At 43.2% G+C, this 25,285-nt stretch carries 24 protein-coding genes; 7 read left to right on the forward strand and 17 right to left on the reverse strand.

Annotation, left to right across the window (positions count from 1 at the left end; translation table 11 throughout):
- Position 1 precedes the first annotated feature (1 nt).
- Genes AB3N61_RS12855 through AB3N61_RS12910 form a run of 12 tightly spaced genes read right to left on the reverse strand, consistent with a single transcriptional unit; the run spans position 2 to position 11,521 of the window.
- On the reverse strand, positions 2 to 1,480 hold the full coding sequence (locus AB3N61_RS12855; RefSeq protein WP_367897777.1) for an NADH-quinone oxidoreductase subunit N: 1,479 nt from the start codon (positions 1,478 to 1,480) through the stop codon (positions 2 to 4).
- On the reverse strand, positions 1,477 to 3,126 hold the full coding sequence (locus AB3N61_RS12860; RefSeq protein WP_367897778.1) for a complex I subunit 4 family protein: 1,650 nt from the start codon (positions 3,124 to 3,126) through the stop codon (positions 1,477 to 1,479). The genes AB3N61_RS12855 and AB3N61_RS12860 overlap by 4 nt, the downstream gene beginning before the upstream one ends.
- Positions 3,127 to 5,058: an NADH-quinone oxidoreductase subunit L gene (gene nuoL, locus AB3N61_RS12865; RefSeq protein WP_020768829.1), complete on the reverse strand. Its 1,932-nt coding sequence runs from the start codon at positions 5,056 to 5,058 to the stop codon at positions 3,127 to 3,129.
- 4 nt (positions 5,059 to 5,062) lie between these two features.
- Complete coding sequence (gene nuoK, locus AB3N61_RS12870; RefSeq protein WP_020768973.1) at positions 5,063 to 5,398, reverse strand: NADH-quinone oxidoreductase subunit NuoK; 336 nt, start codon at positions 5,396 to 5,398, stop codon at positions 5,063 to 5,065.
- Positions 5,395 to 6,006, reverse strand: coding sequence for an NADH-quinone oxidoreductase subunit J (locus tag AB3N61_RS12875; protein ID WP_367897779.1), 612 nt, complete (start codon positions 6,004 to 6,006; stop codon positions 5,395 to 5,397). The genes nuoK and AB3N61_RS12875 overlap by 4 nt, the downstream gene beginning before the upstream one ends.
- Positions 6,000 to 7,058 carry an NADH-quinone oxidoreductase subunit NuoH gene (gene nuoH / locus AB3N61_RS12880; RefSeq protein ID WP_020768791.1) on the reverse strand — a complete coding sequence of 353 codons (1,059 nt, stop codon included), beginning with the start codon at positions 7,056 to 7,058 and terminating at the stop codon, positions 6,000 to 6,002. The genes AB3N61_RS12875 and nuoH overlap by 7 nt, the downstream gene beginning before the upstream one ends.
- Positions 7,059 to 7,061: 3 nt before the next feature.
- Positions 7,062 to 8,357 (reverse strand): NADH-quinone oxidoreductase subunit NuoF, encoded by a 1,296-nt coding sequence (nuoF, locus tag AB3N61_RS12885; RefSeq protein ID WP_020768857.1) that lies wholly within the window; start codon positions 8,355 to 8,357, stop codon positions 7,062 to 7,064.
- 11 nt (positions 8,358 to 8,368) lie between these two features.
- Positions 8,369 to 8,848, reverse strand: coding sequence for an NADH-quinone oxidoreductase subunit NuoE (nuoE, locus tag AB3N61_RS12890; protein WP_020768953.1), 480 nt, complete (start codon positions 8,846 to 8,848; stop codon positions 8,369 to 8,371).
- Positions 8,848 to 10,062 (reverse strand): NADH-quinone oxidoreductase subunit D, encoded by a 1,215-nt coding sequence (locus AB3N61_RS12895; RefSeq protein ID WP_036089163.1) that lies wholly within the window; start codon positions 10,060 to 10,062, stop codon positions 8,848 to 8,850. The genes nuoE and AB3N61_RS12895 overlap by 1 nt, the downstream gene beginning before the upstream one ends.
- 12 nt (positions 10,063 to 10,074) lie before the next feature.
- Positions 10,075 to 10,596 (reverse strand): NADH-quinone oxidoreductase subunit C, encoded by a 522-nt coding sequence (locus AB3N61_RS12900; RefSeq protein ID WP_020768976.1) that lies wholly within the window; start codon positions 10,594 to 10,596, stop codon positions 10,075 to 10,077.
- Positions 10,593 to 11,153 (reverse strand): NADH-quinone oxidoreductase subunit B, encoded by a 561-nt coding sequence (locus tag AB3N61_RS12905; protein WP_020768877.1) that lies wholly within the window; start codon positions 11,151 to 11,153, stop codon positions 10,593 to 10,595. Before AB3N61_RS12905 ends, AB3N61_RS12900 begins: the two co-directional genes overlap by 4 nt.
- Positions 11,144 to 11,521, reverse strand: coding sequence for an NADH-quinone oxidoreductase subunit A (locus tag AB3N61_RS12910; protein ID WP_036089115.1), 378 nt, complete (start codon positions 11,519 to 11,521; stop codon positions 11,144 to 11,146). Before AB3N61_RS12910 ends, AB3N61_RS12905 begins: the two co-directional genes overlap by 10 nt.
- Positions 11,522 to 11,973: 452 nt before the next feature.
- Between AB3N61_RS12910 and AB3N61_RS12915 the strand changes: the two genes are divergently transcribed.
- Together AB3N61_RS12915 and AB3N61_RS12920 are read left to right on the forward strand one after the other, a co-directional pair.
- Positions 11,974 to 12,438 carry a MaoC family dehydratase gene (locus AB3N61_RS12915; protein WP_020768808.1) on the forward strand — a complete coding sequence of 155 codons (465 nt, stop codon included), beginning with the start codon at positions 11,974 to 11,976 and terminating at the stop codon, positions 12,436 to 12,438.
- A gap of 18 nt (positions 12,439 to 12,456) precedes the next feature.
- Positions 12,457 to 12,882 carry a MarR family winged helix-turn-helix transcriptional regulator gene (locus AB3N61_RS12920; RefSeq protein ID WP_008594860.1) on the forward strand — a complete coding sequence of 142 codons (426 nt, stop codon included), beginning with the start codon at positions 12,457 to 12,459 and terminating at the stop codon, positions 12,880 to 12,882.
- 5 nt (positions 12,883 to 12,887) lie between these two features.
- Here the strand turns inward: AB3N61_RS12920 and AB3N61_RS12925 are convergent, their stop codons facing one another.
- Positions 12,888 to 14,600 carry a class I SAM-dependent DNA methyltransferase gene (locus tag AB3N61_RS12925; RefSeq protein ID WP_367897780.1) on the reverse strand — a complete coding sequence of 571 codons (1,713 nt, stop codon included), beginning with the start codon at positions 14,598 to 14,600 and terminating at the stop codon, positions 12,888 to 12,890.
- Between the two features lie 147 nt (positions 14,601 to 14,747).
- Positions 14,748 to 15,668 (reverse strand): ankyrin repeat domain-containing protein, encoded by a 921-nt coding sequence (locus AB3N61_RS12930; protein ID WP_036089165.1) that lies wholly within the window; start codon positions 15,666 to 15,668, stop codon positions 14,748 to 14,750.
- A 255-nt stretch (positions 15,669 to 15,923) separates the two neighbouring features.
- On the opposite strand from AB3N61_RS12930, the gene AB3N61_RS12935 reads away from it, so the two are divergent.
- Positions 15,924 to 17,414, forward strand: coding sequence for an amidase (locus AB3N61_RS12935; RefSeq protein ID WP_020768883.1), 1,491 nt, complete (start codon positions 15,924 to 15,926; stop codon positions 17,412 to 17,414).
- A 5-nt stretch (positions 17,415 to 17,419) separates the two neighbouring features.
- Here AB3N61_RS12935 and AB3N61_RS12940 read toward each other — a convergent pair whose 3' ends face one another.
- On the reverse strand, positions 17,420 to 17,758 hold the full coding sequence (locus AB3N61_RS12940) for a hypothetical protein (RefSeq protein ID WP_036089118.1): 339 nt from the start codon (positions 17,756 to 17,758) through the stop codon (positions 17,420 to 17,422).
- Positions 17,759 to 17,870: 112 nt separating this feature from the next.
- Between AB3N61_RS12940 and AB3N61_RS12945 the strand changes: the two genes are divergently transcribed.
- The 4 genes from AB3N61_RS12945 (at position 17,871) to ileS (ending at position 24,036) form a co-directional block, all read left to right on the forward strand.
- On the forward strand, positions 17,871 to 18,350 hold the full coding sequence (locus AB3N61_RS12945) for a flavin reductase family protein (protein WP_020768910.1): 480 nt from the start codon (positions 17,871 to 17,873) through the stop codon (positions 18,348 to 18,350).
- A 70-nt stretch (positions 18,351 to 18,420) separates the two neighbouring features.
- Positions 18,421 to 20,652 (forward strand): phosphoribosylformylglycinamidine synthase subunit PurL, encoded by a 2,232-nt coding sequence (purL, locus tag AB3N61_RS12950; protein WP_367897781.1) that lies wholly within the window; start codon positions 18,421 to 18,423, stop codon positions 20,650 to 20,652.
- Positions 20,649 to 21,293, forward strand: coding sequence for a leucine-rich repeat domain-containing protein (locus tag AB3N61_RS12955; RefSeq protein ID WP_020768928.1), 645 nt, complete (start codon positions 20,649 to 20,651; stop codon positions 21,291 to 21,293). Before purL ends, AB3N61_RS12955 begins: the two co-directional genes overlap by 4 nt.
- Before the next feature lie 4 nt (positions 21,294 to 21,297).
- A complete protein-coding gene (gene ileS / locus AB3N61_RS12960) occupies positions 21,298 to 24,036 on the forward strand; it encodes an isoleucine--tRNA ligase (protein WP_367897782.1) in 2,739 nt (912 codons plus the stop codon).
- 9 nt (positions 24,037 to 24,045) lie between these two features.
- Here ileS and AB3N61_RS12965 read toward each other — a convergent pair whose 3' ends face one another.
- A complete protein-coding gene (locus tag AB3N61_RS12965; RefSeq protein ID WP_020768972.1) occupies positions 24,046 to 24,789 on the reverse strand; it encodes an LA_1326/LA_4305 family lipoprotein in 744 nt (247 codons plus the stop codon).
- A 61-nt stretch (positions 24,790 to 24,850) separates the two neighbouring features.
- Complete coding sequence (locus AB3N61_RS12970; RefSeq protein WP_036089120.1) at positions 24,851 to 25,213, reverse strand: STAS domain-containing protein; 363 nt, start codon at positions 25,211 to 25,213, stop codon at positions 24,851 to 24,853.
- Positions 25,214 to 25,285 lie beyond the last annotated feature (72 nt).

Consider the following 25,285-nt stretch of genomic DNA (forward strand, 5'->3'; position numbering starts at 1 on the left):
CTTATTTTTGTAATTCTGCGGATTTGTTTGCGAACTTTAAGTTATTCAAATCCTTGGGCTGGATAATATACCAGCCCACTAGTACTGCAGCCAAAGAAATTACGGAAACGAATAAAACTCCATAACTCGCTTTAGGAGCTTCTAATTTAGAAATTTCTCCTTCTTCGGAACTCATGTAAGCCAATATTCCCACTTTTACATAATAATATAATGCCAATGCGGAGTTCGCAATCCCTCCGATTAGCAACCACTTAGAGATCTGACCCGTTCCTTCCGCAATTTTTTGGAATAAGAAAAACTTCGCCCAAAATCCGCCCAAAGGAGGAATCCCTGCCAACGATAAGAAGAAAATGAAAAATGCAAAACTCGTCCAAGGTCTGGACTTTGCAAGCCCAGCAATGGATTCATACGTTACGTGGCGATTTCCTTCTTCCAGGAAAGAAAGAATAGAAAATGCTCCAAGGCTCATAAAAGAATATACGATCAAATAGAACAAGGCTTCTTCTTTTACGCCTAAAGTGATCCCAGCGACCACATAACCTGCGTGGGCGATCGAAGAATATGCCAAAACTCTTTTTAAACTAGTTTGCTTTAAAGCCACGAAATTTCCGTACGTCATGGACATCAGGGCTAAAATCCCCATCACCCAGATCCATCCTCCTCCCGAAACGGAAATTGGAAATTTTGAAAATACGACTAATAATAATCCCATGGAAGCGGACTTGGATGCCGTAGCCATAAACCCTGTGACCGGCGTTAAAGCGCCTTCATAAGCATCCGGGGTCCAAGAATGATAAGGAAATAAAGCGATCTTAAATGAGATCCCGGTTAATAGGAGTAATAATCCGATTTTCGTAAAATTAGAATCAAATCCGGAACTCACCAGCGGTTTCAAGGAATCTTGTAAATGAGTAGTGCCAGATCCTCCGAACAAGAATGCCATTCCGAAAAGGAAAAATCCCGTGGAAAAACTTCCTAAAAGAAAATATTTCAAACTAGCTTCTAAAGAGTAAACGTCGCTTCTCGCCATTCCTACCAGAACATACAAACATACGGACATCAATTCCAATCCGACGAAGATGGTAACGGTGTCCGTTCCGGAAGTCATTAAGAACATCCCCACGACTGAAAAAAGAAGAAGAGGATAGAACTCAGGAAATTCCATATTATGTTGTTCTAATACTCTTGGAGAAGCAAGGACGGTGCAGAATGCAGCTATCAAGTATAAAGCACCGAACCAGAATCCTAAGGTGGAAATTTCATAATGCCCCGAAAAATAGGACCCGATCCCCGGATTTGATTGAGAAACAAACAAGGAAAAGAATGCAGCAATCAAAATTAGACCGGAAGTAAATCTTACGATCCTAAATTCAAATCCTTGAAAAAAGAACTGTAATCCAAGTAATAGGATCCCTCCTCCGGAAAGCACCAGGATGGGAAGTATAGAAATTAGATCGTTGGAATTTGGAATTAAATTCATTCTTCCGCCTCTTGGGACACTGTCTTTTTACCCGGGATCCCTGTTCCCCTTCCGGATGTGATCCTATCCTCGTAACTAGGAGGTTCTGTGCCCAAGGTCCTATAATTTATAAATTTCTTCTTGGTGTTTTTCAAAGTGCCTTCTTGTTCCAAAAAGGCTCTTTCTTGTAGAGCTTGTTTAGACGTTAAGTTCAAGACCACTCTTGCACTAGGTTTCAGATAATCGAGTAGAATGTTCGGAAAAATCCCGGTGAATATTATAATTCCTGCAACTACAGAAACTATAAACTTCTCCCGTCCGTTTAAAGGAGCCAAACCGGAAGATAACGAATTCGGCTCACCGAATAACAAGTTCCTTGCAAAGTATAACATATACCCGGCGGAAAAGATCACTGCAGATCCGGCCAGAAATCCGTAGATAAGACTGTATTTGAAAGTGCCGATTAAGACTAAAAACTCACCGACAAATCCGTTCGTTCCGGGTAATCCTGCGCTAGCGAATGCAGCAAGACCGATCGCGACGGCCAAGAACGGGGCTGATTTAGCAAGCCCTGAATAGTCCTTTAATTCGTTACTTCCCGTTCTTTCATGCAAAAATCCTAATATAAAGAACAAAAGCCCAGAAGTGAATCCATGATTCACCATTTGAAGCATTCCGCCGGCCACACCTTCTTCCGTAAGCGTCAAAACGCCTAAAATACAGAACCCCATATGAGAAAGGGAAGAGAATGCAACTAACCGTTTGCTATTCTTTTGGGTTAAAGCAACCAGGGCCCCATAAACGATCCCGGCAACCGCAAGAGCGGTAAGTAAATTACGATATTCTAAAAATACCTGAGGGAAAAGCGGAATGGCCACCCGAATATACGCGAATAGTCCTATCTTTAAAAGGATCCCGGCCAAATCCACACAACCTACGGTAGGAGCTTCTTCATGAACATCAGGCATCCAAGTATGAAAAGGGAATAAAGGAACTTTGATCGCAAATGCGAAACTAAAACCGATAAATAACCAAAACTTAATATTCGCAGGAATAGAATTCAGGGAAACCACAGCCAATTCTTCCAGATCGAATGTGTGGGTATAATGATATAAGACCAGAATACTCGCTAACATGAACACTGATCCGGTAAACGAGAATACCAGATATTTCATAGCAGCCTTAATTCGCCCTTTCTCTCCCCAGATCCCCACCATCAAGGTAAAAGGCAAAACCATCCATTCCCAAAAAACATAGAATTGGATCAGGTTGACCGAAAGAAAAACTCCAATCACTCCTGTTTCGACCAAAAGAAGAAGTATAAAAAATTCCCTGATCCTATGTTTTACATTAGAAAAAGCGGATAAAGCGGAAAGGAAGAATAGAAACGCGGACATCGTAACCAATAATAAGGAGAATCCGTCGATCGCTATATGGTAGTCCAACCCTCCCGACTGTAATTCCAGGAAGTTCCAAATACGATGAGTAAATTGAAAGCCGCTATCTCCTTTCAAGAATTCCAAAAAAAGAGGGACGGTCATCGCAAAAACTCCAAGAGTTATAATCGAAGACCAAAGTCGGATCCATTTTTCGCTTTTAAAAAAGAATAAGAAAGGGATCCCTAAAACGGGCAAAAATAATAGAATGCTTAAATAGTACTGGGGCACTTAGATTCCCCTCCATAAGAAAACGGACAAGATCAAGACGGTCCCTAAGACGATTAGAAAAGCGTAATCTACGACGGTCCCGGTTTGGAGCCTGCGTAGTAATGCGGATATACCCCCGGAAATTTTTCCCGTTCCGGTCAAAACTCTATCGATCAAACGTTTCTCTATCACTTCCGATAAAAATTCGGATAAGGCTGAGATCGGTCCGATCAAAACGTTTTTGAAAATTTCATCTATGAAGTACTTGTTTGCTGGAAGAATTCTCCAGCCTGTATAAGAGGATTCATCCAAGGGCAACTTCTCCTTTTTGCCGAAAAAGAACCAATAGATCCCGACTCCAAGAAAGATCGCTCCTAAAGAAAATCCGGCCAGTAGGAGTTCCAACTCATGACTTAAATGATGTACTTCTGCAGGTCCCCTTTGCTGAGAGGAATACAATAATCCTTTTGCAAAAATGGGTGAGAAATATTTCTCCAAGAAATCGATCCCCCCTCCTAAGGATTCCGGAACCAATAAATATCCGGAAAATGCGGCGCCCAATGCTAAGATCACCAATGGCAAAGTCATTGTCCAAGGGGACTCGTGCGGATGCACATTATGAGAGATCCTGGATTTACCCGTAAACGCCAAGAACGTTAGGCGGAACATATAAAATGTGGTTAAAAAAGCCGTCGCTATTCCCATTCCGAAAAATACCGGATGGAAATAGAATGCTTTTTCTAAAATGAGATCTTTGGAGAAAAATCCGCTGAATGGTGGGGCTCCTACGATCGCCAAGGTTCCTAAAAGGAAGGTCCACCAAGTGATCTTCATCTGGGATTTGAGACCTCCCATTCTTCTCAAATCCTGTTCGTCGGACAATCCATGGATCACGGAACCTGAACCCAAAAAGAGAAGAGCCTTAAAAAATGCATGGGTCAGTAAATGGAAAAGTCCAGCCACATACGCTCCGGTTCCCATTGCTACAAACATATAGCCCAACTGAGAAACAGTAGAATAAGCTAAAACTTTTTTGATATCGTTTTGGTAAACACCGATGGTCGCCGCAAAAAAAGCGGTGAACGTTCCGATACAAACGATCCAAAAACCTACTTTAGGAACTAAGATAAAAATAAAATTCAATCTTGCGATCAAGAAGAGCCCTGCAGTCACCATTGTTGCCGCATGGATCAGAGCGGAAACAGGAGTCGGTCCAGCCATCGCATCCGGTAACCAAACATGGAATGGGAACTGAGCGGATTTACCCATTGCGCCGATAAAAAAACAGATCGCTACAAAAGGAAGAGCATTCAGCAAAAACTTTGCCTGGGGCAAGGATTCAGAAATCGTAATAAAGGAAACGGAACCCGCAAGCCAATACGTAAGAGCAATCCCACCGATCATTGCCAAGTCGGCGATCCGATTGGTGACAAATGCCTTGATACTAGCTTGTGCCGCATTCTCCTTATGAGTATCGAATCCGATCAAAAGATAAGAACAAAGTCCCACACCTTCCCAACCGAAAAATAGGACCACTAAGTTTTCCGCTAAAACCAAATGGAGCATGAAGAATACGAATAAGTTCAGATAGGAAAAAAATCTGCCGATCCCAGGATTTCCTTTCATGTATCCGATGGAATAGAGATGGATCAAACTGCCGATCCCGGTAATGATCAACGCCATAAAAAGGGAAAGTTGATCTACTTGGTAAGCAAGGTCCGCTTTAAAATTCCCGACATTCACCCAATTGAATAAGGTCACAATTTGAGCGTCTTGCCTTTCCATTGGATGAAATTGCAAATAAGCGAATACGCTAGCTCCGAAAGATACAAAAGACAGTAAGGTCCCGATCGGACCGGAAAAACCCTTCCAATATCTTCCGAATAATGCGTTTAATACGGATCCAAGAAGAGGAGAAAGAGCCAGAATGGATATAAGGATTTCCCAACTCATCGCATTACCATTTCATTAAATTCATTTCGTCTACGAAACTTGTCTTTTTCTTCCTGTGAATAGCAACCACCAAGGCCAAACCGATCGCTGCTTCTACGGCCGCGATTGCCATCACAAAAAACACAACCACTTCGCCCTGGACCTGATGAAGCGATTTGGAAAAAACGACAAATACCAAATTTACGGAGTTCAACATGAGTTCTATACTCATAAAAATGACTACCGCACTTCTTCTGAATAAAACCCCGGCAACACCGATGGAGAAAATAATACAGGCAAGGATCAGCAGATATTCTACGGGAATTCCCGCGAGAGTTGGTTTCAGAATTCCCGGATTCATTTTTCCCCTTCTTCCAATTTTTTACCTAAATTCTTTTTTCCTAATATAACTGCACCGAGTACGGCAGCCAAAAGGAGAATGGAAACTATTTCAAAAGGAAGAAGGTAATCCAAGAACATGGAACTTCCCACCGCAGCGGTATTTCCTTCCGCGACCACTCCCGCCCTACCTTCTTCAGATTTGGACAAGGTATATTGATACGTACCTGACTCAGAGTATCCTTTTGGAGAAGCTTCCGAATTCGGAATACCTTCTTTCACTGATTGGATCAGCACAATTGCGAGTAAGACAACTACGGAAAGTACCAAAACTTTTTTGATAGGATTGTTCCAGAGCTTTGTAATCCCTTCTTCATTTAAGGAAAGAAGCATTAGAACGAAAACCACCAACACCATGATGGCACCTGCGTAGACCAAAACCTGCATGGTGGCCACAAAAACAGAACCGATGACCGCGTAAATACCGGCTAACGCGAAAAAGGAGAGCACAAGCAAAACCGCAGAGCTGATCGGATTCGGATGAAAAACGACCCCTAATGCTCCCGCAACCAATACTCCGCTAAAAACGAAAAAGAGTAGAAGACCCGGATTGTCGAATATTCCTACCATTTCCAGAAACCGTCCAAACCTACATAAACGCTTGCGACGATTATATTCGCCACAGCCCAAGGGATCATTTTTTTCCAGCCGATCGTCATTAACTGATCGTATCTGAATCTAGGCAGAGTCCATCTCACCCACATGAATAAAAATGCGAAGAATAAAACCTTAAGAGTAAAAAACCCGAGTCCCGCCCAAGCCTGCCAAATCGAACCGTTTAACCAACCGAACGGAAGATGATATCCGCCGAAAAATAGGATGGTGACCACGCAGCTCATAGTGATCATATTCATATATTCCGCAATGAAGAATAACGCGAATTTGAATGCACCGTATTCCGTGTGAAACCCGACCACTAATTCGGATTCCGCTTCCGCCAAATCGAAAGGAAGTCGATTCGTTTCGGCAAACATCGCCACTACAAAAACGAAAAACGCAATAAAGCCCGGAAGTTTAAAAATATTCCAAAGACCGATCTGCGCGTCATTGATATCCGTGAGCCGCAAAGAACCGGTCAAGATCACGATAGAAGCCACAGAAAGACCTAAAGGTAATTCATAACTGATCATTTGAGCCGTAGCCCGGATCCCGCCGATCAAAGAATATTTATTATTACTGGACCAGCCTGCAAGAATGATCCCGTAAACCGAAAGACTAGAGATCGCGAATAAGAACAAGATCCCGGTATCCGGATTTGCGATCTGCAAATCCAAGTATGGAGAACCGACCTCTTTTGCAAGCCAGTCGGGCAAAAGAACTGTCCCCCCCAAAGGAACCACTGCCCAAGCCATGATCGCACAGGTCATGGAGATCGCCGGAGCGATCAAATACATGACTTTGTTCACATTTTTAGGAAAGATCTCTTCCTTTGTTAAAAATTTGATCCCATCCGCCAAAGGTTGTAATAAACCGAGAGGACCCGCACGGTTCGGACCTTTTCTATCTTGGATGAATCCGGCTACTTTACGTTCTGCTAATGTATAATATGCACAAGCAGTGATAAACACTAGGAAAAAAAGCGCACTTTTTAACAACCAGAGTAGAATTACATTCCAATCCATGGTTCAGACTCCCGTCTGTGCAGGTATTTGTTCTTCTTTGCCTGCTTTGTCTTTTAATCTGGCTTCGAATTCATGTCTGAACTTTAAGATTGTAGGTCGGACCGCACCCACACATGCATCGGATAGAGGACAAATGGTAGTTCCGCCTTCCATATTTCGAGATAAAGAAAGAATAAGTTCCAAGTCCGCACTTGTTCCTTCTCCTTCTCTGATCTTATGTAGGAGGTCCCTCACCCAGTGGGTACCTTCTCGACAAGGAGTACATTGCCCGCAGGACTCATGGGCGTAGAATCTAGCAAATCGATACGTTGTCTCCACGAGATCCGTGCCTTCTCCGATCACGATAACCGCTCCGGAACCGAGCATAGTTTTATGAGCCGCCATAGATTCGAAATCCATGTTTGCGGTTTTACATTCTTCCGCAGTTAGGATCGGAACGGAAGAACCTCCCGGGATCACCGCTTTTAAAGGTTTATCGTCCAACATTCCGCCGCAAAGATCATTAATTAATTCTAATAAAGGAGTTCCTAATTCTATCTCGTAAACTCCGGGTCTTTTTACATGACCTGAAACAGAGAACAAACGAGTACCCGGGGACTTTTCGGTCCCGATCTTAGAATACCAATCAGCACCCTTATCCAAAATATGAGGAACTGTGGAAAAAGTTTCCACGTTATTCACCACAGTAGGACAGCGATATAGACCGGAAACCGCCGGAAACGGAGGTTTTAATCTAGGATGACCCCTACGACCTTCCAACGAATTGATGAGTGCGGTCTCTTCTCCGCAAATATAAGCACCGGCTCCTGCATACAATACCAGATCGAAATCGAATCCGCTTCCTAGGATATTTTTTCCAAGATATCCTTTTGTATAAGCTTCGTCGATCGCCTTCTGCATGGAGTCGATCCCTTTGTTGAACTCTCCACGGATATAAAAAAATCCTTTGTTGGCACCGATCGCTTTCGCACCGATCACCATTCCCTCGATGATCTGGTGAGGAAGGTTTTCGATCAGTTTACGGTCTTTGAATGTTCCGGGTTCTCCCTCGTCCGCATTACAGATCAAATATTTGGGCTTCGGAATATCCTTAGGAATAAAGGACCATTTGAGCCCCGTAGGGAATCCCGCTCCCCCTCTTCCTCTTAAGCCCGATTTTTTAACGATCTCTATAATTTCATCCGGCGCCAAGCTTAAGGCTTTTTTCATTCCGTCATAGCCATGGACCGATTCGTAAAATTCCAATTCGTTAGAACGGGGATCGTCTATAAATTTTGTGAGGATCTTCATTTCTGCCATAACGTTTCCCCTTAGGTTAGATCCTTTAGTATCTCATCCATTTTTTCGAACGTTAGATTTTCATAATATGCATCGTTAATCTGGACCATAGGAGCATACCCGCAGGCGCCCAGACATTCCACTTCTTCCAAAGTGAATTTTTTATCAGGAGTGGTTTCTCCGAGTTCAATCCCTAAACGAGAGCAAAGATGTTTTTCAAGTTTATCGTTCCCTCTCATATAACAAGAAGAAGTCCCGCAGATCTGGATATGATACTTACCAACGGGCTTTTTATTGTATAAGGTATAGAAGGTAGCAACACCGTAAACTTGGGCGAGAGAAATGGGAGCACCGATCTTCTCCGCAAGAGCTTCCATACCTTCTCTATCCACATAACCTTGTTCTTTTTGTAGGAGGTACAACCCAGGAAGGATCACACTTCTTTTATCAGGGAACATCTCCAGAAGTTTATTCAATCTCGAAACCGACTCGGAAGAAAATTGATAACTCATCAGCAGTCCAGCTCCCCTGCGATCACATTCATGGAACTCATGGTAGCGACCGTATCCGCAAGAAGTGAACCTTTTACTAATTCGGGAAAAGACTGATAAAACCAGAAACAAGGTCTACGCACATGCACTCTCCAAGGGGACTTCTCCCCTTCGGAAACGATATAAAACCCGAGCTCGCCGTTTGCGGCCTCGGTCGCCATATAATATTCTCCCTTAGGGACCTTGATCCCGTGCATAATCAATTTGAAATGGTAGATCAACTCTTCCATATTCTTATAAACCTTACTTTTATCAGGAAGATAGATATGAGGCATGTCAGCGTGGTGAGCGCCTGTCGGAAGACCGTTGATGAGCTGTTCTACGATACGAAGAGATTGTCTCATCTCCTCCATACGCACAAGAGTCCTATGAAGAACGGAACCGTCCTCTCCCACAGGAATATCGAAATCCACCTTATCATAGAACATATAAGGATCGTCCTTACGAATATCCCATGGAACTCCGGCGGCTCTCAAGTTTGGACCGGAATAACCGTAAGAGATCGCATTTTCCGCCGAGATACCTCCCACTCCTTCCGTTCTATCTATAAAAATCCGATTATTTACGAGTAAAGATTGGAACTCTTCGATCGCAGGTCGAAGTCCCTTGATGATGGTTTTTACATCTTTTTCGAACTCGGGATAAATATCTTTTTCGAGTCCGCCCACTCTACAGAATGTAGTAGTAAGTCTGGCACCCGTTAGTTTTTCCAAGACCTGATAAATATTTTCTCTATGATGGAATAAGTGTAACATCCCGGAGAATGCACCCAGATCCACACCCAAGATACCGTTACAGATAATATGGTCCATCACTCTGGAAAGTTCGGAGACGATCATTCGAACGTACGTCACCTTGTCCGGAACTTCTATCTGAAGCATTTTTTCGACGGTCAGGATCCATCCGATATTATTCAAAGGAGTGGATACGTAATTCATCCTATCTGTACAAACTAAGAACTGATTATAAGTATAACGTTCTCCTAATTTTTCGAAACTGCGATGCACATAGCCGATCACGGATTCCGCATCCACAACTCTTTCCCCGTCTAGTTGGATCACATTCTGCAAAATACCGTGAGTAGAAGGGTGAGAAGGTCCCAAGTTCACGAGCAGATGTCCTTCCGGGAGTTTTTTCTGTTTGAGGCTGAAATGTTCCGCGGTTTTTTCGTACATCGCTGCCATAACTTAAGCCTCCATATCCTCTTTTAGGTGGATGGTGAGAAGGTCCTCTACCAGATAATCCTGACCGAAACCTTCCAAAGGATAATCTTTTCTTAATGGATGACCTTGGAAATTATCAGGCATGATAAGACGATCCATTCTGGGATGGCCGGCAAAACGGATCCCGAATAGATCGTAAACTTCTCTCTCAGGCCAGTTGGCACCTTTGAAAATGTTTATGATACTTGGGACTTCTTCGTCTTCTTCCAATGCGACACGAAACTGCACTCTTGTGGAGGATTTGTTTCCGGAGCGGAGAAGGTAACAGACTTCGAATCTTGGAGTTTTTTTTCCCAGCCAATCGATCGCAGTCAGATCGTTCAGATAATTCAGTTCGATCCCTGGCGCCGTTTTTAAAGCGGAAAGAACAGGGACAATCCCTTCCGGCTTTAAAAAGAATGTAGGAAGATTCGTGATGATCTCCTCTTCCTTGGAGATAAAATGAGAAAACTTGTCTTTTAGGAAACTCTGAATTGTTTCTTTCATCGGACGACCAGGGGTTTGTTTCTTTCGTTCATTTCCCGGATCTTATCCATTACTTCCTGTCTTCTGGCTTCTAGCCCTTGGGTTTTTACCTTTTCCTGGAGTTTTATCACAGCGTCCAAAAGTGCTTCCGGTCTAGGAGGGCAACCCGGAACATAAAGATCCACAGGAAGTATCCTATCGATTCCCTGCAAAACCGAGTACGCATGGAACATTCCTCCGGAAGAAGCACAGGCCCCGTAGCTGATCACAAATTTTGGTTCGGCCAATTGATCGTAAATTTCGCGAAGCACCGGAGCCATTTTATAAGTGATGGTCCCGAGGACTAGGATCATGTCTGCCTGTCTAGGAGAGAAGGAAGGCCTTTCCGCTCCAAACCTGGCGATATCATAATCCGCACAGGAGGTACTCATGTACTCGATCCCGCAACATGCGGTCGCGAATGGATAAGGCCATAAGGAGTAACTTCTTCCCCAATTGATGACTGAATCCACAGTCGCAATTTGGAAGGAATCTCCGTAAGACGATCCGGGTTGAGCGAGTTGTTCGTTTAATCCCATTCTAAGGCCCCCTTCTTCCGAATATAATACAGTCCAACCACGAGGGTGAAAATAAAAACAAACATCTCAATTAAGAGAAAATTCCCCAACCCTGCCTCTTTGAATGATTTTAAATTCACGGCATAAGGAAAAAGAAAGATCGCTTCTATATCGAAAAGTATAAATAGAACTGCAACCAGGTAAAACTTGATATTAAACAAACCCTTTGCATCACCGTAATACGGTACCCCGCACTCGAAAGTGTCGTGAGGTTTGGATTTTTTTTTGGGGTTTAGGAGGAATGCGAGCCCGAGTATGAGGGCAGAGAACCCTACTCCCAGGAGGAATTGAATCAGCAGGGGGCCTAGATGGTCCGGCGAACTTCCCATATTTAACTTCTATCAAACTCGATTACTCGCCTATGTCAATCTAAAATCCCGAACGAGGCCTTTACAAGAGGTCGGAAGACCGGATTCTATCATTTTAGAATTTTACAATTCTCCTGTTTTCGAAATGAGAACGTTTTTCAATACCATGGCAAAAAGCAGAACGAGTGTTCTATCCTCGCACAAGAACTTTACGTTTTTGTAAACTAATGCTTTCGCACAGAGATCACTGAGGACACGGAGTTTTGTATAATTTTATATTAACAAACCCACCTCTGCGATCTCCGTGAACTCTGTGCGCCAAAAAATTCAGACATTTTATCCAACGATAGCCGAAAACTTTGGACTACGAACAGAACAGTCGTTCTAGTTTTGCCCAAAAAGTTGGTGACAAAACTATTTAAGGAACCAGGATATTGGACATATAGATCCAGCATTGGCAGGAATAAAATCAAATGGCTAAACTCGTACTCTCCAGCTTCGCAGAATTACAAGCCTACGAAGGAAAAGAATTAGGCGTATCCGACGCTCACGAAATCACACAGGCACAGATCGATACATTCGCAAACGCAACCTTGGACCACCAATGGATCCACACGGATCCGGTAAGAGCGGCAAAAGAATCTCCGTTCGGGACCACGATCGCGCACGGTTATCTTACACTTTCCATGGCTCCTTATCTTTTAAGCCAGATACTGGAATTACGAAATATCAAGATGGGGATCAACTACGGAATGGAAAAACTCCGCTTTTTAGATCCCGTCAAAGTGGGTTCCAAGCTCCGACTTAGAGCGGAATTGGTGGAATTAAAGGATCTTAGAGGGACTGCAAGAATGACGTTAAAACTTAGCTTCGAAGTGGAAGGCGCCGCAAAGCCTGCCGCTATCGGCGAAGTGATCTACCTCTATCAATTCGCCTGATCGGAAAGGTATTCTAAGATGAATCCTCGCACGATCATTTATCTGATTTCTAGGATCAGGGACGAATTCCATAGGAGATTGAATTCCGAACTGAAGGACAAGGGCCTCGGTCAATTGACGACTACTCATGCGGATATTTTATTCGCTTTGGCAATGTCTAAAAGAGTTCCGATGCAAGACATTGCTCGGATGATAGATAGGGACAAGTCTACTCTGACTGCGCTTGTGGATAAACTACAAGATTTAGGTTACGTGGAAAGAGTTCGAGACACACAAGACCAGAGGGTGGTGAATCTGCAATTAACTCGCAAGGCTTATTCAATTCGTCCTGTGATGCTTGGTATCTCCAGATCATTACTCGCAGGTCTTTATAAAGGGTTTACCGAGCCGGAAAAGAAGGATCTTGTCCGGCTTTTGGATAAACTTTACAAAAATCTAAAGTAGTTTCCTTATAGCCCGGTAAGGAATTCGGTCTCAATACTTTTGAGTACCGCTTCTTCTTCCGGGTTTCTGATCCCTTTTTCCCCTTTTTGTCTACGGCCCGGGGTCCAAGGACGGATCATATTCCTGTAATTATGGAGTAATTTTCCGATCTTCTCCTTCTCCGCTTCTTTTAATTTTCTGAAATCGGGTACAAGAAGAGAATTCAGATCTCCAGGTTCTACTTTTCTTAGCCCTTGGGCGTATTCTCTAGTTCTAGATTCCAATTCTTTGCGAACATGAGGGGTGATCAAATAAGCAAATAAATATTCTTCGAAATGAGCATACTCGGGCTTTGCGGAAAATCCGTGAAAACAAGTGAGATGTACTGCGGGACTTTGGTTAAAAACGAATCGTACTTCTTCCCTATGAAAAGAAGTTGCCAAGATCCTGCAAGGTCCTCTGTTCTCCTGAGAATGCCATGGTTTTCTTTTAGATGGAAGAAAACGTTTAGGAACACCTCTTTTGATCCCTTCTTCCAAATATTTGTTGATACCTTCTTCTTCCTCGTTGTTCGGGACCTCTTTAGCGTCCAAAAGCCAGACCTTGGCTCCTTGTGACTTCAAAGTGTTCCAATCATCTCCGGTAAAAAAAGGAGAAAGTGCGTACTGAGCTTTCGGAATAGAAGATCTAAGATAGTTTTTAGGAATGGATAAGTTCGAAGCGTCTTTTTCGGATAAAAGAAAATATCCGTTGTCCCCTGTCGCGATTCCTCTCCTAAAACTTCCGAATTCCTTAATAGGGACCCATCCTTGACGAATATCTTCGGACATAGTCACATAATTATTGTTAGGTGAATTTTTATCATCATTTTTTATTTTTTGTATCTGTTCCGAGTTGTCGCTCAATAATCTAGTCCACTTTGCCTCTGCATCGGGACGGACCTTTCTCCAAACCATCTCGGAAAGCTCTATACTTTCTCCTTTAATGAATGATGAGGTTCTAGACCAAAGAAAACCTTCTTCGTTCGTTCTTGAATTTTCCAGGAATAGTATACAGGAAGATGTCACAGCTCCTGCGAACAAGGACCAGGAAGAATTTAAGATTAGTATACGACGAAGATATCCTGATTGAATGATCGCTTTTTTTATCGGAACTCCGTATCCGGCATTCAAGAATTCATAAGGAACAAGTATGGATGCCCTTCCTCCTGGCGCCAAGAGCCTTAGTATACGAAGTAAAAAGAATACGTATAAGTTCGCAGTACCTGGGATTTCCTCTTTGATGTCCTCCGCGAATTGTCTGATCATTTTTTTTCCATGTTTAGAATGGCTCAATCGGAGATAAGGAGGATTGCAGAGAATGATATCGTAATATTCTTTCTTTTCATCTTGCAGAAAGTCCCCGAGCATCAAATGAAAACGATTTTTGGATATTCCGGCTCTCTCTTTATTCCGTACACACTTCTCATATAGGATCGGATCGATCTCCCAACCGTAAAACTCGCTGTCTACATCGGTAAAACGGTTCTGGAATTCTTGGAAAAAAATTCCTTCCCCCATACCTGGATCCAACACTTTGATTTTATTTCCTTCCAGAACGGCCTTAGTCTCGGAAACCCATTCTAGCATAGGCTCGACCAAGTCGGAAGGCGTGAAAAATTGTCCTAAAGCTTTTTCTTTCTTCTTAGGATCCGGGTCTTCTTTATCAGAATCAACTGAGTCTTCACATGGAACAATCATGAAAGAAATTTTCGCCTATATAACGTTGATATGACGACTGATCTACATGACAACCTTACAATTGTTAGCGGTTTTTAGAAAAAGTATCGTATACCGAAATGGTGGCTTCGGTATACTCTAAAAACTGTATACTAAAAAGATTTTGTATTATTGTGTCTTGGAAGAAAGTTTTTCGGTCAAAATCCGTTCTATTTCATCCAGATGATATTCTTTTGCCAGATCTAGAGCCGTCTTACCTTGGTTATCCGCAAGTGTAAGGTCGGCTCCAAGCTGGATCAGCTTCTGAGCTACGGATATATTCTTTCTTTGGATTGCTTCCATCAGAGGAGTTTTTCCTTCCGCATCCCTATGATTCAGATTGGTTCCTGCCTTAGCTAAAACATCCAAAATTTTCAAATCGGTTTGTTTAGGCTCTGTAGCATAATGAAACGCATTTCTTGCTCCGATTTGGTGAGTTCCATTCGGAGTATTGGCATCTTTCAATCTGCTTGTGAATACTGCTTTGGATCCGTTCGCTAATAAAAATTCTACAATCGCCAAATTAGGAGGAGAAGAGGCTCCACCAACAGCCAAGAAGAGTGGATATTCTTCGATCCCACCCGGATCATGATTCGGATTGGCTCCGTTCTCTATCAAAAATTTTACTAAAACAAGACTTTGGTTCCGGATCGCCATATTAAGTAAAGAAACCGGTTTTTGGTCCTCACCTTTTCGAGCGGTGTATTCTACCTGAGCTCCTGACTCGATTAGGCGTTTTGCCTCGGCTAGATCATCCATATCCGGGATCTTTACTTTTAGGATAGGGAGCAAACGATAGAATAATACGGAATTCCCATCCGCATCCTGGGCGTTTATATTCGCCCCGTGTTTAATAAGAAACTCTACTACATCCTCACCTTCGGCGAGCATGATCGCAGTGCGGCCTTCCTCGTCCTTTGCGTCCACTGTGGCACCTTGGTTCAGAAGTAATTCTACCTTTTTGAGGTCGCCTTCTTTTACTGCGGATAAAAACTGTTTGTCCAGCTCGGTATTGGCCTGAACCGCTAAACTGCAGACGAAAACGAGCATAGCCCATGTTTCGCGTCTAAGTATTCCGTATTTTGCCAATAAGTCCATTATTCCGATCACCGATATTTACCCATCCTGATTTTAGCTGCGATTCTATAAATGAAAATTCCTTACAGCTGGGGAATATCCTTGACCCAAGTGGGCCAAACAGTATGCCTCTCTCCCTTAGAGCTTTTTATTCGGTAAATGGTTCCCGGGATTCTGCCCTGGATTTGCCACTTCGACCGGGTCCTAAAACCCTTTTGGCGGAAAAGTATGAGCAATGTAAAATTCCAATTCGATTCTTATGATACCATCGGGCTTACCGATCTGATCCGAAAAAAGAAGATCCAACCCAAGGAATTATTAGATTTTTCTGAAGCAAAAATAGAAAGATTCAATCCTGAGCTGAACGCCGTTGTTTTGAACACAATCGACAAAGCAAGAGAAGAGTTAAGGTCCGGCAAAATACCTAAAGGACCTTTTTACGGAATTCCACTCCTGATCAAAGATCTACTGCATCATGTGAAGGGACAAAAGATCACTTCAGGCTCTAAGGCGTATAAGAATTATATAGCCTCCGATGATAGCGTTTTTGTCTCAAGACTTAGAAAGGCAGGATTTCTTTTTATAGGTACTACGAATGTTCCCGAGTTCGCCTTAATGGGAATTACGGAGCCTAAGTTTTATGGACCGACCAGAAATCCATGGGATCCGGAAAGAACTCCAGGAGGTTCCAGTGGGGGAGCAGGAGCAGCAGTCGCTTCCGGCATGACAACAATCGCGACAGGTTCGGACGGAGGAGGATCGATCCGGATCCCTGCCGCCTATTGCGGATTATTCGGCTTAAAACCGACAAGAGGAAGAGTTCCAGTCCGCCCGTATGGAAGAGTCTGGCAAGGAGCTTCCCAAGATCATGTACTTACTAAATCGGTCAGAGATAGCGCAGCCGTTTTGGATCTAGTCTCCGGTGTCGGGATAGAAGAAGCTTTTTCGATGGAGAAAAACAAAACTTCCTATCTTTCCGAAGCCAAAAAATCTCCGGGTAAATTAAAAATCGCTTATTCTTTCGTTTCTCCCATCGGAACTCCGGTCAATCAAGATCATATAGACGCGTTACACGACACCGTGAAACTCCTAAAATCATTGGGGCATAAATTAGAGGAAAGTTCCCCTTTGATCGATGGAAAACGTTTAGCAAAAGCGTATGTTACGATGTATTTCGGAGAAGTTGCCTCAGAGATCTCTCATTTAGACAAGGTTTTAGGAAGAAAAGCCAGAATGGGAGATGTGGAATCCACCACTTGGATCCTAGGACTTTTAGGAAGATCGGTTTCGGCCGGAGAATTTGTATCCGCAATCCGATATTGGGATGAGGCGGCTTACATCTCGGAATCTTTCTTAGAAAATTATGATCTGTATCTCACCCCGACCACCGCAGAACCTCCCGCTAAGATCGGAGAACTTGCACCCAAACTATATGAAGAAATTGCGATGCAGATCATAGGTAGAATAGGAACAGGTAAATTACTTTTAGCCAGCGGCATGGTGGATCAACTAGTGGAAAAAAATCTTTCTAGGACTCCATTCACCCAGCTGGCAAATCTAACAGGACAACCTTCCATGTCGGTTCCACTTTCAAAAACGACTCTCGGTCTACCGATCGGAATGTTATTCACTTCCAAAAGAGGAAGAGAAGATCTTCTTTTCAGATTGGCCGGTCAGTTAGAAAAGGAAAGACCATGGGCCGATATTAAAAAGGCCTAAAAGGTTTAAAAACGATCCGTATCTATTTTTTGTTCCGGCCCGAAGGAACTCAAAACTTCGGGAGTAATATCCTTTCCGCCGCTTAAATTCGTAAACAAGGATTGAATACTATAGATCGGTCCCCAAGGAAATCCCCACCAGCCAAAGAACAGAGTCACGATGGTGAATCCTAATCCTTTTAAAACGGAATTTTCCCTCGCACGAATGAAATATACCTTAGAAGGATTTTTAAATGTCATAATCAAAATGGAAAACGTATAAAGATAATACACGAACTTTCCGCCCTTTTGCACCTCTGAACGTATCTCCGCATCCGACAATCCTTGAATTCCTTGTATGCTCATACATCCTCCAAAATTATTCTATTACACTTGAGGTCGGTTTCGGTCAGGAAAACCTAATTTTTTTTTCAGAATTCCCACTTTACAAATACGCTTCTAAAACTAATTACTTCCTATGTCTTTCAGCGCGGACGAATTCAAAAATTCACTCTCTCATTTTGCATCCGGCGTCACCGTGGTGACTTTTTCCGACACGACTAGAGCCGGAGGACTTACAGTCAGCAGTTTTAGTTCACTTTCTTTAGATCCACCTTTAATACTTTTCAATCTCCAAAAGAATATAACAAGTCACGATCCTTTGCTTGCATCAGGTCTTTTCACAGTTAACATTCTAGCTTCCGACCAACAGGAATATTCCAACCAATTCGCTTCCGGAAAAATCGACAAACACGAACTGATCCAAAAATTAGCCTGTGATTTAGGGCATAATGGAGCGCCTTTCCTAAACGGAACATTGGCCAGGTTAGAATGTGAACTGGAAAAACAAGTGGATGGAGGAGATCATACCATAGTGATCGGACGAGTCTTATTCGCCGTATCCGATGACTCCAAAAGACCTCTTTTGTATTACCGTAGGAACTACTACAATATCTGAACCCTAAGAAAGTGATTTCCGCCCTAAAATAGTTTTCAGTGGGGGCCAAGTCCGAAAAACTGGTCCCGTAATGGAAAAAGAATCCGTCTCCCTCCAAGACGCTCTCGAACACGGTCTTACCTCAGAAGAATTTAGCAAAATCCAGGAAATCCTAGGCAGAATCCCTAACTCCACAGAACTCGGAATTTTCTCCGCAATGTGGTCGGAGCATTGCTCTTATAAAAATTCTATCCTCCAATTAAAAACTCTTCCTACAAAGTCAGACAAACTTTTGGCTCAAGCGGGAGAGGAGAATGCCGGAGCCATGGACATCGGCCAAGGTTTAGCTGTCGTTTTTAAAATCGAAAGTCATAATCACCCTACCGCAGTGGAACCATACCAAGGTGCAGCCACGGGAGTGGGCGGAATCATGAGAGATATTTTCACCATGGGAGCAAGACCCATCGTATCCTTAAACTCTCTTAGGTTCGGTAACCCGGACGAACCCAGAAATAAGTATTTATTATCCAGAGCAGTCAAAGGGATCGGAGATTACGGTAACTCATTAGGGATCGCAGTCTCAGGAGGAGAACTATTCATAGACGAATGTTTTTCCAAGAACCCTTTGGTGAACGCGATGACCGTTGGGATCGTCAGGCACGACCAAATGGCAAGCGCAACTACCGGAGGAATGGTGGGGAACGCAGTATTCATCGTAGGCTCTACCACAGGAAGAGACGGTATCCACGGTGCATCCTTTGCCTCTAAGGACTTAACCAAAGAGTCCGAGTCGAAACGTTCCGCCGTGCAAGTAGGAGATCCATTCATGGAAAAACTACTGATGGAAGCGTCTCTCGAAGCCATCCAGAAAAAACTTTTGGTCGGTATCCAAGACATGGGTGCTGCCGGAATTTCTTGCGCAACTTCCGAGATGAGCGCAAAAGGAAAATCCGGAATGAAAATCGATCTGGACCTAGTCCCTTTCCGTGAAACCGGAATGAACGCTTACGAGGCAATGCTTTCCGAAAGCCAAGAAAGAATGTTGGTAATCCCACAAAAAGGGAAAGAAGAAGAACTGATCGCTATATTCAAAAAATGGAATCTAAACGCGGTCCAGATCGGAGAAGTCACGGACACAGGTCTATTAGAAGTGTATAAAGACGGAAAACTAAAAGCCAAAATCCCTGCGGACACTTTAGTTTTAGGCGGAGGCGCACCTAGATACGTCAGAGAGACAAAACGTCCTACATATTTGGACCAAGTCTCTACATGGACTCCGGATTCCACTCCCGATCTGCAAGAGAACGAAGCGGGTAAAAAGCTGCTAAAACTATTAAATTCTTGGAATATATCCTCCCGAAAACCGATCATCGAACAATACGATACGGAAGTTGGTCTGGTAAAATTGATCGGGCCTGGAGCCGACGGGGGATTATCCGCTATCCCTGATACCGATATGGCGTTGGCGACCGCAACCGATTGTAATTCCAGATTTACCTATTTGGACCCGTATTGGGGAGCGGCCTTTGCAGTTTGCGAAGCCGCAAGAAACGTAGCAGTCACAGGGGCGGAACCTCTCGGAGTGACTAATAACCTAAATTTTGCAAATCCATATATTCCGGAAAACTATTATATGTTTTCCGAATGTGTCCGAGGGATGGGAGACGCTTGTAGATTTTTAGGGCTCCCCGTCACAGGAGGAAATGTCTCCTTCTATAATGAATCGCCCGAAGGGCCGATTTTTCCTACTCCGACCATAGGTATGGTAGGTATCCTGGACAAACAAAAAGAAGCGGTCTGGGGTGCTCCTAAAAAAGCGGGACTCTCTTTAGCGTTAATCGGTAAATTTAAACCGAGCCTGGGCGGAAGCGAATACCAGAAAACTTTTTTAGGCAAAGTCGAAGGACAAATCCCTAAATTCGATCTTGCCGACGAAAAATCCTTATTAGAGGTTTTAGTCTCTTTGAGAAAGAACGCAGATCTTTCCTTTGCCAAGGATCTTTCCTTAGGAGGGATTGGTGTCGCACTTGCCAAAATCGTAATACTCTCCGACCTCGGGATCAAAGCGGACTTAAGTGCAATCAAACAAAGCAGGAAAGATCTGACACTCTTCGGCGAAAGTGCAAGTTCCGTATTGATCGGTTACGAAAAAGGAAAAGAGGAAAGTATCAAATCATTAGTCGCCTCCAAGGGTTTGGATTTCCATTCCATCGGAACCGTAGAACCCGACCCAAAACTCCAGGTAGAAGGATATGGGATCTCCATCACTTCAAACGAACTTAAATCGGTATATGAATCCGGCTTAGAGGAAATATTCAGATGAGAACCATTCAGAAAGTCGGCATCGCTTATTTAATTCTTTGCGCTGCGTTTATCATTTCCGATTGCAGGCGTTCCGCTTCCGAAATTTTAAACGAAGCGGCAAAAAACCCAACCTCGGTAGAAAAATTAGATCTGGGGTTAGGCAAACTTGGAACGGTTCCTCCTTCCCTATTCCTTTTCCCTAACCTGAAATGGTTGGACCTGAGAATGAACGAACTTACTTCTCTACCGGAAAATGCCGGGGACTGGAGTAATTTAGAACATTTAAATATATATGGGAACGATATAGAAAAGCTACCCGGGTCCGTTTCTAAACTTTCCAAACTCAGATTTTTTTTCGCGGGAAATAACGATTTCGAGGGAATTCCAGCAGAACTGACCGGAACTTCCGTCGAAGCCATCTATTTAGATTCGAATAAGATCGAATTCAAGGAATCCGATATAGATATCTTAATGGGATTTCCAAAACTAGAAGTTTTGGATCTGGCAAGGAACAGAAAAATCGGATCATTCCCTAAAAACTTGGGATTTTTGGCTAGCCATCCTAAACTAAGACTGCTGATCTTAAAAGAGACAGGGTTAAAACCGTCTCAAATAGAATCCGCAAGAAAACTTCTCCCTAAAGTGAAGATAGAATTTTAATCCGATGAAAGAAGAAGATAAAAAGAATCCATATTCAAATACCGTAATACTACCTCAAACGGATTTTCCGATGAAGGCCGGACTTTCCACTAGAGAGCCTGACCAGATCAAAACCTGGCAGTCGGAAAAAATCCTTCGCAAAATGCAGGAAAAAAGAAAGGGGCGTCCGGAGTTCATTCTTCATGACGGACCTCCTTATGCAAACGGGAATTTTCACACAGGACATGCACTCAACAAGATCCTAAAGGACATGATCGTTAAGTCCAAATTTTTCGCAGGTTACCAAACGGATATGATCCCGGGTTGGGATTGCCATGGACTTCCGATCGAAGTGCAAGTCCTCAAAAACCTGGGCAAAAAGGCGAGAGAGATCGGCCCGGAAGAATTAAGAAAACTTTGTAGAGAATATGCGGAACAATACGTTCAAAAACAAGGACAGGACCTTTCCCGTTTCTTATGTTTTTGGGAAGAAGGTAAGATCTACAAAACCATGAGCCCCGATTTCGAGGCAAAGATCGTAGAAGTATTCGGAGATCTATTCGAAAAAGGTTATGTATATCGCGGCAAAAAACCCGTTTATTGGTGTATCGAACTAGCGACCGCTCATGCGGAAGCGGAGATAGAATACTACCCTCATAAATCTCCTTCCATCTATGTTAAATTCCCGATCAAAGGACAATCCGGAAAATTCTGTCTGATCTGGACCACTACTCCTTGGACCCTTCCTGCAAATTTAGCAATTAGCTTTAATCCGAAATTCGCATATTCCTTTTATGCGACTCCTGACGGAGAGGAGCTACTCATCGCCGACGGACTTAAAGAGGCGGTAGAAAAAGCCGCAGAAGTCCAACTTAACAAGAAAGACCCCGTCTCCCAAGAAACACTTTCAAAAATGGTATTTCGCCATCCTTTCTTAGATCAAGATTCCATTCCTCTTTTCGGAGAACATGTGACTCTGGATGCAGGAACCGGAGCCGTTCATACGGCACCTGGTCATGGGCAGGACGACTATAAGATCGGATTGGCTGCAGGTTTAGAACCTTATTCTCCTGTAGACGATTACGGTAGATATACTGACGAATTCCCGATGATGAAAGGGATCAAAGTCTGGGATGCAAATCCTAAGATCGTGGAATTGCTGAAAGAAAAAAATCTACTTCTTCATTATTCCGAATTCGAACACAGTTACCCTCATAGCTGGAGAAGTAAAAAGCCCCTGATCTTCCGTGCAACTCCACAATGGTTTTTCCAAATAGATTATAAAGAGCTAAGAGAGAAATCCCTAGAGGCGATCGATAAAGTAAGCTGGGTCCCGAACTGGGGAATTACCAGGATCCGCTCCATGGTAGAAACTAGACCTGACTGGTGTCTTTCCAGACAAAGAAACTGGGGAGTCCCAATCCCGGCATTCACTTGCGAAAATTGTAATGAAACCCATTTAGATGCAAAATCCGTAAAGTTCTTCACCGATCTTGTAAGAACCAAAGGAATCGAGATCTGGTATAGCGAACCTGCGGATTCGCTCCTTCCTCCCGGAACAAAATGTTCCAAATGTGGATCTTCTTCCTTTAGAAAAGGAAAAGATATCTTAGATGTTTGGTTCGATTCCGGAGTTTCCAACTTTGCGGTCCTAAAAGAAAGAGGCCAGGAACCTCCGGCGGATCTTTATTTAGAAGGTTCCGACCAACATAGAGGTTGGTTCCAATCCAGCCTTTGGCCTTCCATGGCATTACGCGGAATTCCACCTTACAAATCCGTTCTCACTCACGGATATGTTTTGGACGAGCAAGGAAGGGCCATGTCCAAATCTTTGGGCAATGGAATAGATCCAACAACGGATATCATCAACGTATACGGAGCGGATATACTCAGACTTTGGGTCAGCTCTCAGGATTTCAGAGACGATGTAAGAGTCGGAAAAGATGGACTCAAGATCATCGCCGATAATTACAGAAAGATCCGAAACACATTCAGATATCTATTAGGAAATTTGGCGGGGCATTCTTCGGACCAAAACCTCGGCGTTTCCGATCTGGAAGAAGTGGACAAATATTATCTCTCTAAACTGGCACAACTCTCGGAAGAACTCAAAAACCATTACGAGAATTACCAGTTTCACCAAGTATATCAAAAACTTCTTTTATTCTGTACGGTAACACTTTCCCAAGATTATTTCGAAATGATCCGTGATAGAATGTACTGCGATCGTAGAGATTCCAAAACCAGAAGATCTTCCTGTACGGCACTTCAAATCGTATTAGAAACTCTTTGTATATTCTCCGCTCCTATCTTAAGTTTTACCACGGAAGAAGTTTGGAAAGAGAACGGCAAAAAAGAATCCATCTTTACGGAAGAATTCCCGGATCTTTCTTCTTTAAGAAACAAGGAACTTGAGACCAAATTCGAAGAAGTATTGGCAGCAAGAGAAACGGTGCATAAGTCCTTGGAGTTAGCAAGACAGGCAGGAAAATTAGGAAAATCCCTGGAAGCCGCAGTCGAAATTTCTCCTAAAGCGGAGAATAAACTCCAAAAAGATTTCTCTTTAGAAACTTTGGAGCTGATCTTCACCGTTTCTCAAGTAGGTTTTGAAAAAACGGACAGAGAACAATTGTCGGAATACTCGGACGAACATTTCTCGGTTAGAGTACTAAAACCGAAGGAAGAAGAATGCCCTCGTTGTTGGAGACATCCTGCGGAAGAAAGACAGAACGGACTTTGTAAACGTTGTGCGGCAGCCGTCTAAGGCCTTAATTTAAGGCCTATCGTTTTCGTCGGTAAGTTTGACCGGTTGATATTGTTTTCTGGGAGTAAATTTGTATTTGCTCGGATTTTTTAGATCGAAAACCACCCATTTGCGCAATGGAAGTCCGTCTATTTGACCGAAGTCCACATTCTCGCCTTCTGCAATCTCAGTCCCATCAAAGCCATGAGCCAGCCTAATCTTCTCGATCCGGGTCCAACGGCTAAAATCCAGGGCAGCGTCCCGATCCACAAGCTCTCGCTTGATTCGACCGAATAGAAGATTGATCTTACCTTCTCTCGCCCAAAGAACACAACTGGTAACCTCGTCGAAAGAGATAACGGATTGTGTGTCATCATATTTGGAGATGATCAGAAGAAGTTTGTCTTCCGGAAGATTTTTTAGGGTATAAGGAAGGTCTCTTGCCAACAGATCAAGCTCATGATCTGAAAAAACGAAATCCGAAAAATAACCTACGGATGATCGTTTAGAATATCGTAAATTTCCAAAGTAGTCCTTAATTTTGGCCTGATCCAATTGGATAGGATGTTCCAATTTAATATCTTCATTCTTGGAAGTTTTATCAAAATCGGGTAGATCGGAAATACTTATGGTAAAAAATCCCATCCCCTCAGAGCGGAACATTCGGTCCTTGAAAAAATAAGGATAACATCCGGAAAAACTGAAGGCTAAAAAAAGGATCAGGGAAGAACGGAGAGCTTTTCCCTTTATAGGATCTAAAAGTGAAAAATTCATTACAGGACTCTTGCCGAATTGATTCATCTATTTGTTGGAACTTTTTAGAAGACTTTCCGGTTCATTCTATCGTCAGAAATTCCCGAAAGTCGGGGTATTTCTCCAGAAATTCTTCGATGGTGTACAGATTTACAATTCTGTCTAGACCGGAAAGCCTAAAAACGGAATGTAGGGACTTATTTAGTCCGAATATATTCACTGTTCCCCTATGGTCCCGGATCTGATTTCGGACTTTGATTATAATGCCTATTCCGGAAGAGTCGATAAACTTTACGAGACCTAAATGGAAACTAACCACAGGGGGATATCCCTCCCGAACGCTCTCCTCAAACTCGAGGTAAAAGTCCCGGGAATTATCCATCAAGATATCCTCCTGGACCGAAAGTACCAGGTGATTTTCTCGGGCGAGACTTTTAAGAATCATGGGAAAATAACAGGCCCAGGAATTCGGAGTATGTCAAGAAATAAGTATCTTTGTTGATTTATTTCGCCTGAA

Source organism: Leptospira sp. WS58.C1 (genome assembly GCF_040833995.1).
In the GTDB taxonomy this organism is placed as follows: Bacteria; Spirochaetota; Leptospiria; order Leptospirales; family Leptospiraceae; genus Leptospira_B; species Leptospira_B cinconiae.

What these genes read in the sequence shown, in the direction of transcription:
- AB3N61_RS12855 (WP_367897777.1), bottom strand. Translation starts at nt 1,480, where the DNA reads ATGAATTTAATTCCAAATTCCAACGATCTAATTTCTATACTTCCCATC.
- nuoL (WP_020768829.1), bottom strand. Translation starts at nt 5,058, where the DNA reads ATGAGTTGGGAAATCCTTATATCCATTCTGGCTCTTTCTCCTCTTCTT.
- nuoK (WP_020768973.1), bottom strand. Translation starts at nt 5,398, where the DNA reads ATGAATCCGGGAATTCTGAAACCAACTCTCGCGGGAATTCCCGTAGAA.
- AB3N61_RS12875 (WP_367897779.1), bottom strand. Translation starts at nt 6,006, where the DNA reads ATGGTAGGAATATTCGACAATCCGGGTCTTCTACTCTTTTTCGTTTTT.
- nuoH (WP_020768791.1), bottom strand. Translation starts at nt 7,058, where the DNA reads ATGGATTGGAATGTAATTCTACTCTGGTTGTTAAAAAGTGCGCTTTTT.
- nuoF (WP_020768857.1), bottom strand. Translation starts at nt 8,357, where the DNA reads ATGGCAGAAATGAAGATCCTCACAAAATTTATAGACGATCCCCGTTCT.
- nuoE (WP_020768953.1), bottom strand. Translation starts at nt 8,848, where the DNA reads ATGAGTTATCAATTTTCTTCCGAGTCGGTTTCGAGATTGAATAAACTT.
- AB3N61_RS12895 (WP_036089163.1), bottom strand. Translation starts at nt 10,062, where the DNA reads ATGTACGAAAAAACCGCGGAACATTTCAGCCTCAAACAGAAAAAACTC.
- AB3N61_RS12900 (WP_020768976.1), bottom strand. Translation starts at nt 10,596, where the DNA reads ATGAAAGAAACAATTCAGAGTTTCCTAAAAGACAAGTTTTCTCATTTT.
- AB3N61_RS12905 (WP_020768877.1), bottom strand. Translation starts at nt 11,153, where the DNA reads ATGGGATTAAACGAACAACTCGCTCAACCCGGATCGTCTTACGGAGAT.
- AB3N61_RS12910 (WP_036089115.1), bottom strand. Translation starts at nt 11,521, where the DNA reads ATGGGAAGTTCGCCGGACCATCTAGGCCCCCTGCTGATTCAATTCCTC.
- AB3N61_RS12915 (WP_020768808.1), top strand. Translation starts at nt 11,974, where the DNA reads ATGGCTAAACTCGTACTCTCCAGCTTCGCAGAATTACAAGCCTACGAA.
- AB3N61_RS12920 (WP_008594860.1), top strand. Translation starts at nt 12,457, where the DNA reads ATGAATCCTCGCACGATCATTTATCTGATTTCTAGGATCAGGGACGAA.
- AB3N61_RS12925 (WP_367897780.1), bottom strand. Translation starts at nt 14,600, where the DNA reads ATGATTGTTCCATGTGAAGACTCAGTTGATTCTGATAAAGAAGACCCG.
- AB3N61_RS12930 (WP_036089165.1), bottom strand. Translation starts at nt 15,668, where the DNA reads ATGCTCGTTTTCGTCTGCAGTTTAGCGGTTCAGGCCAATACCGAGCTG.
- AB3N61_RS12935 (WP_020768883.1), top strand. Translation starts at nt 15,924, where the DNA reads ATGAGCAATGTAAAATTCCAATTCGATTCTTATGATACCATCGGGCTT.
- AB3N61_RS12940 (WP_036089118.1), bottom strand. Translation starts at nt 17,758, where the DNA reads ATGAGCATACAAGGAATTCAAGGATTGTCGGATGCGGAGATACGTTCA.
- AB3N61_RS12945 (WP_020768910.1), top strand. Translation starts at nt 17,871, where the DNA reads ATGTCTTTCAGCGCGGACGAATTCAAAAATTCACTCTCTCATTTTGCA.
- purL (WP_367897781.1), top strand. Translation starts at nt 18,421, where the DNA reads ATGGAAAAAGAATCCGTCTCCCTCCAAGACGCTCTCGAACACGGTCTT.
- AB3N61_RS12955 (WP_020768928.1), top strand. Translation starts at nt 20,649, where the DNA reads ATGAGAACCATTCAGAAAGTCGGCATCGCTTATTTAATTCTTTGCGCT.
- ileS (WP_367897782.1), top strand. Translation starts at nt 21,298, where the DNA reads ATGAAAGAAGAAGATAAAAAGAATCCATATTCAAATACCGTAATACTA.
- AB3N61_RS12965 (WP_020768972.1), bottom strand. Translation starts at nt 24,789, where the DNA reads ATGAATTTTTCACTTTTAGATCCTATAAAGGGAAAAGCTCTCCGTTCT.
- AB3N61_RS12970 (WP_036089120.1), bottom strand. Translation starts at nt 25,213, where the DNA reads ATGATTCTTAAAAGTCTCGCCCGAGAAAATCACCTGGTACTTTCGGTC.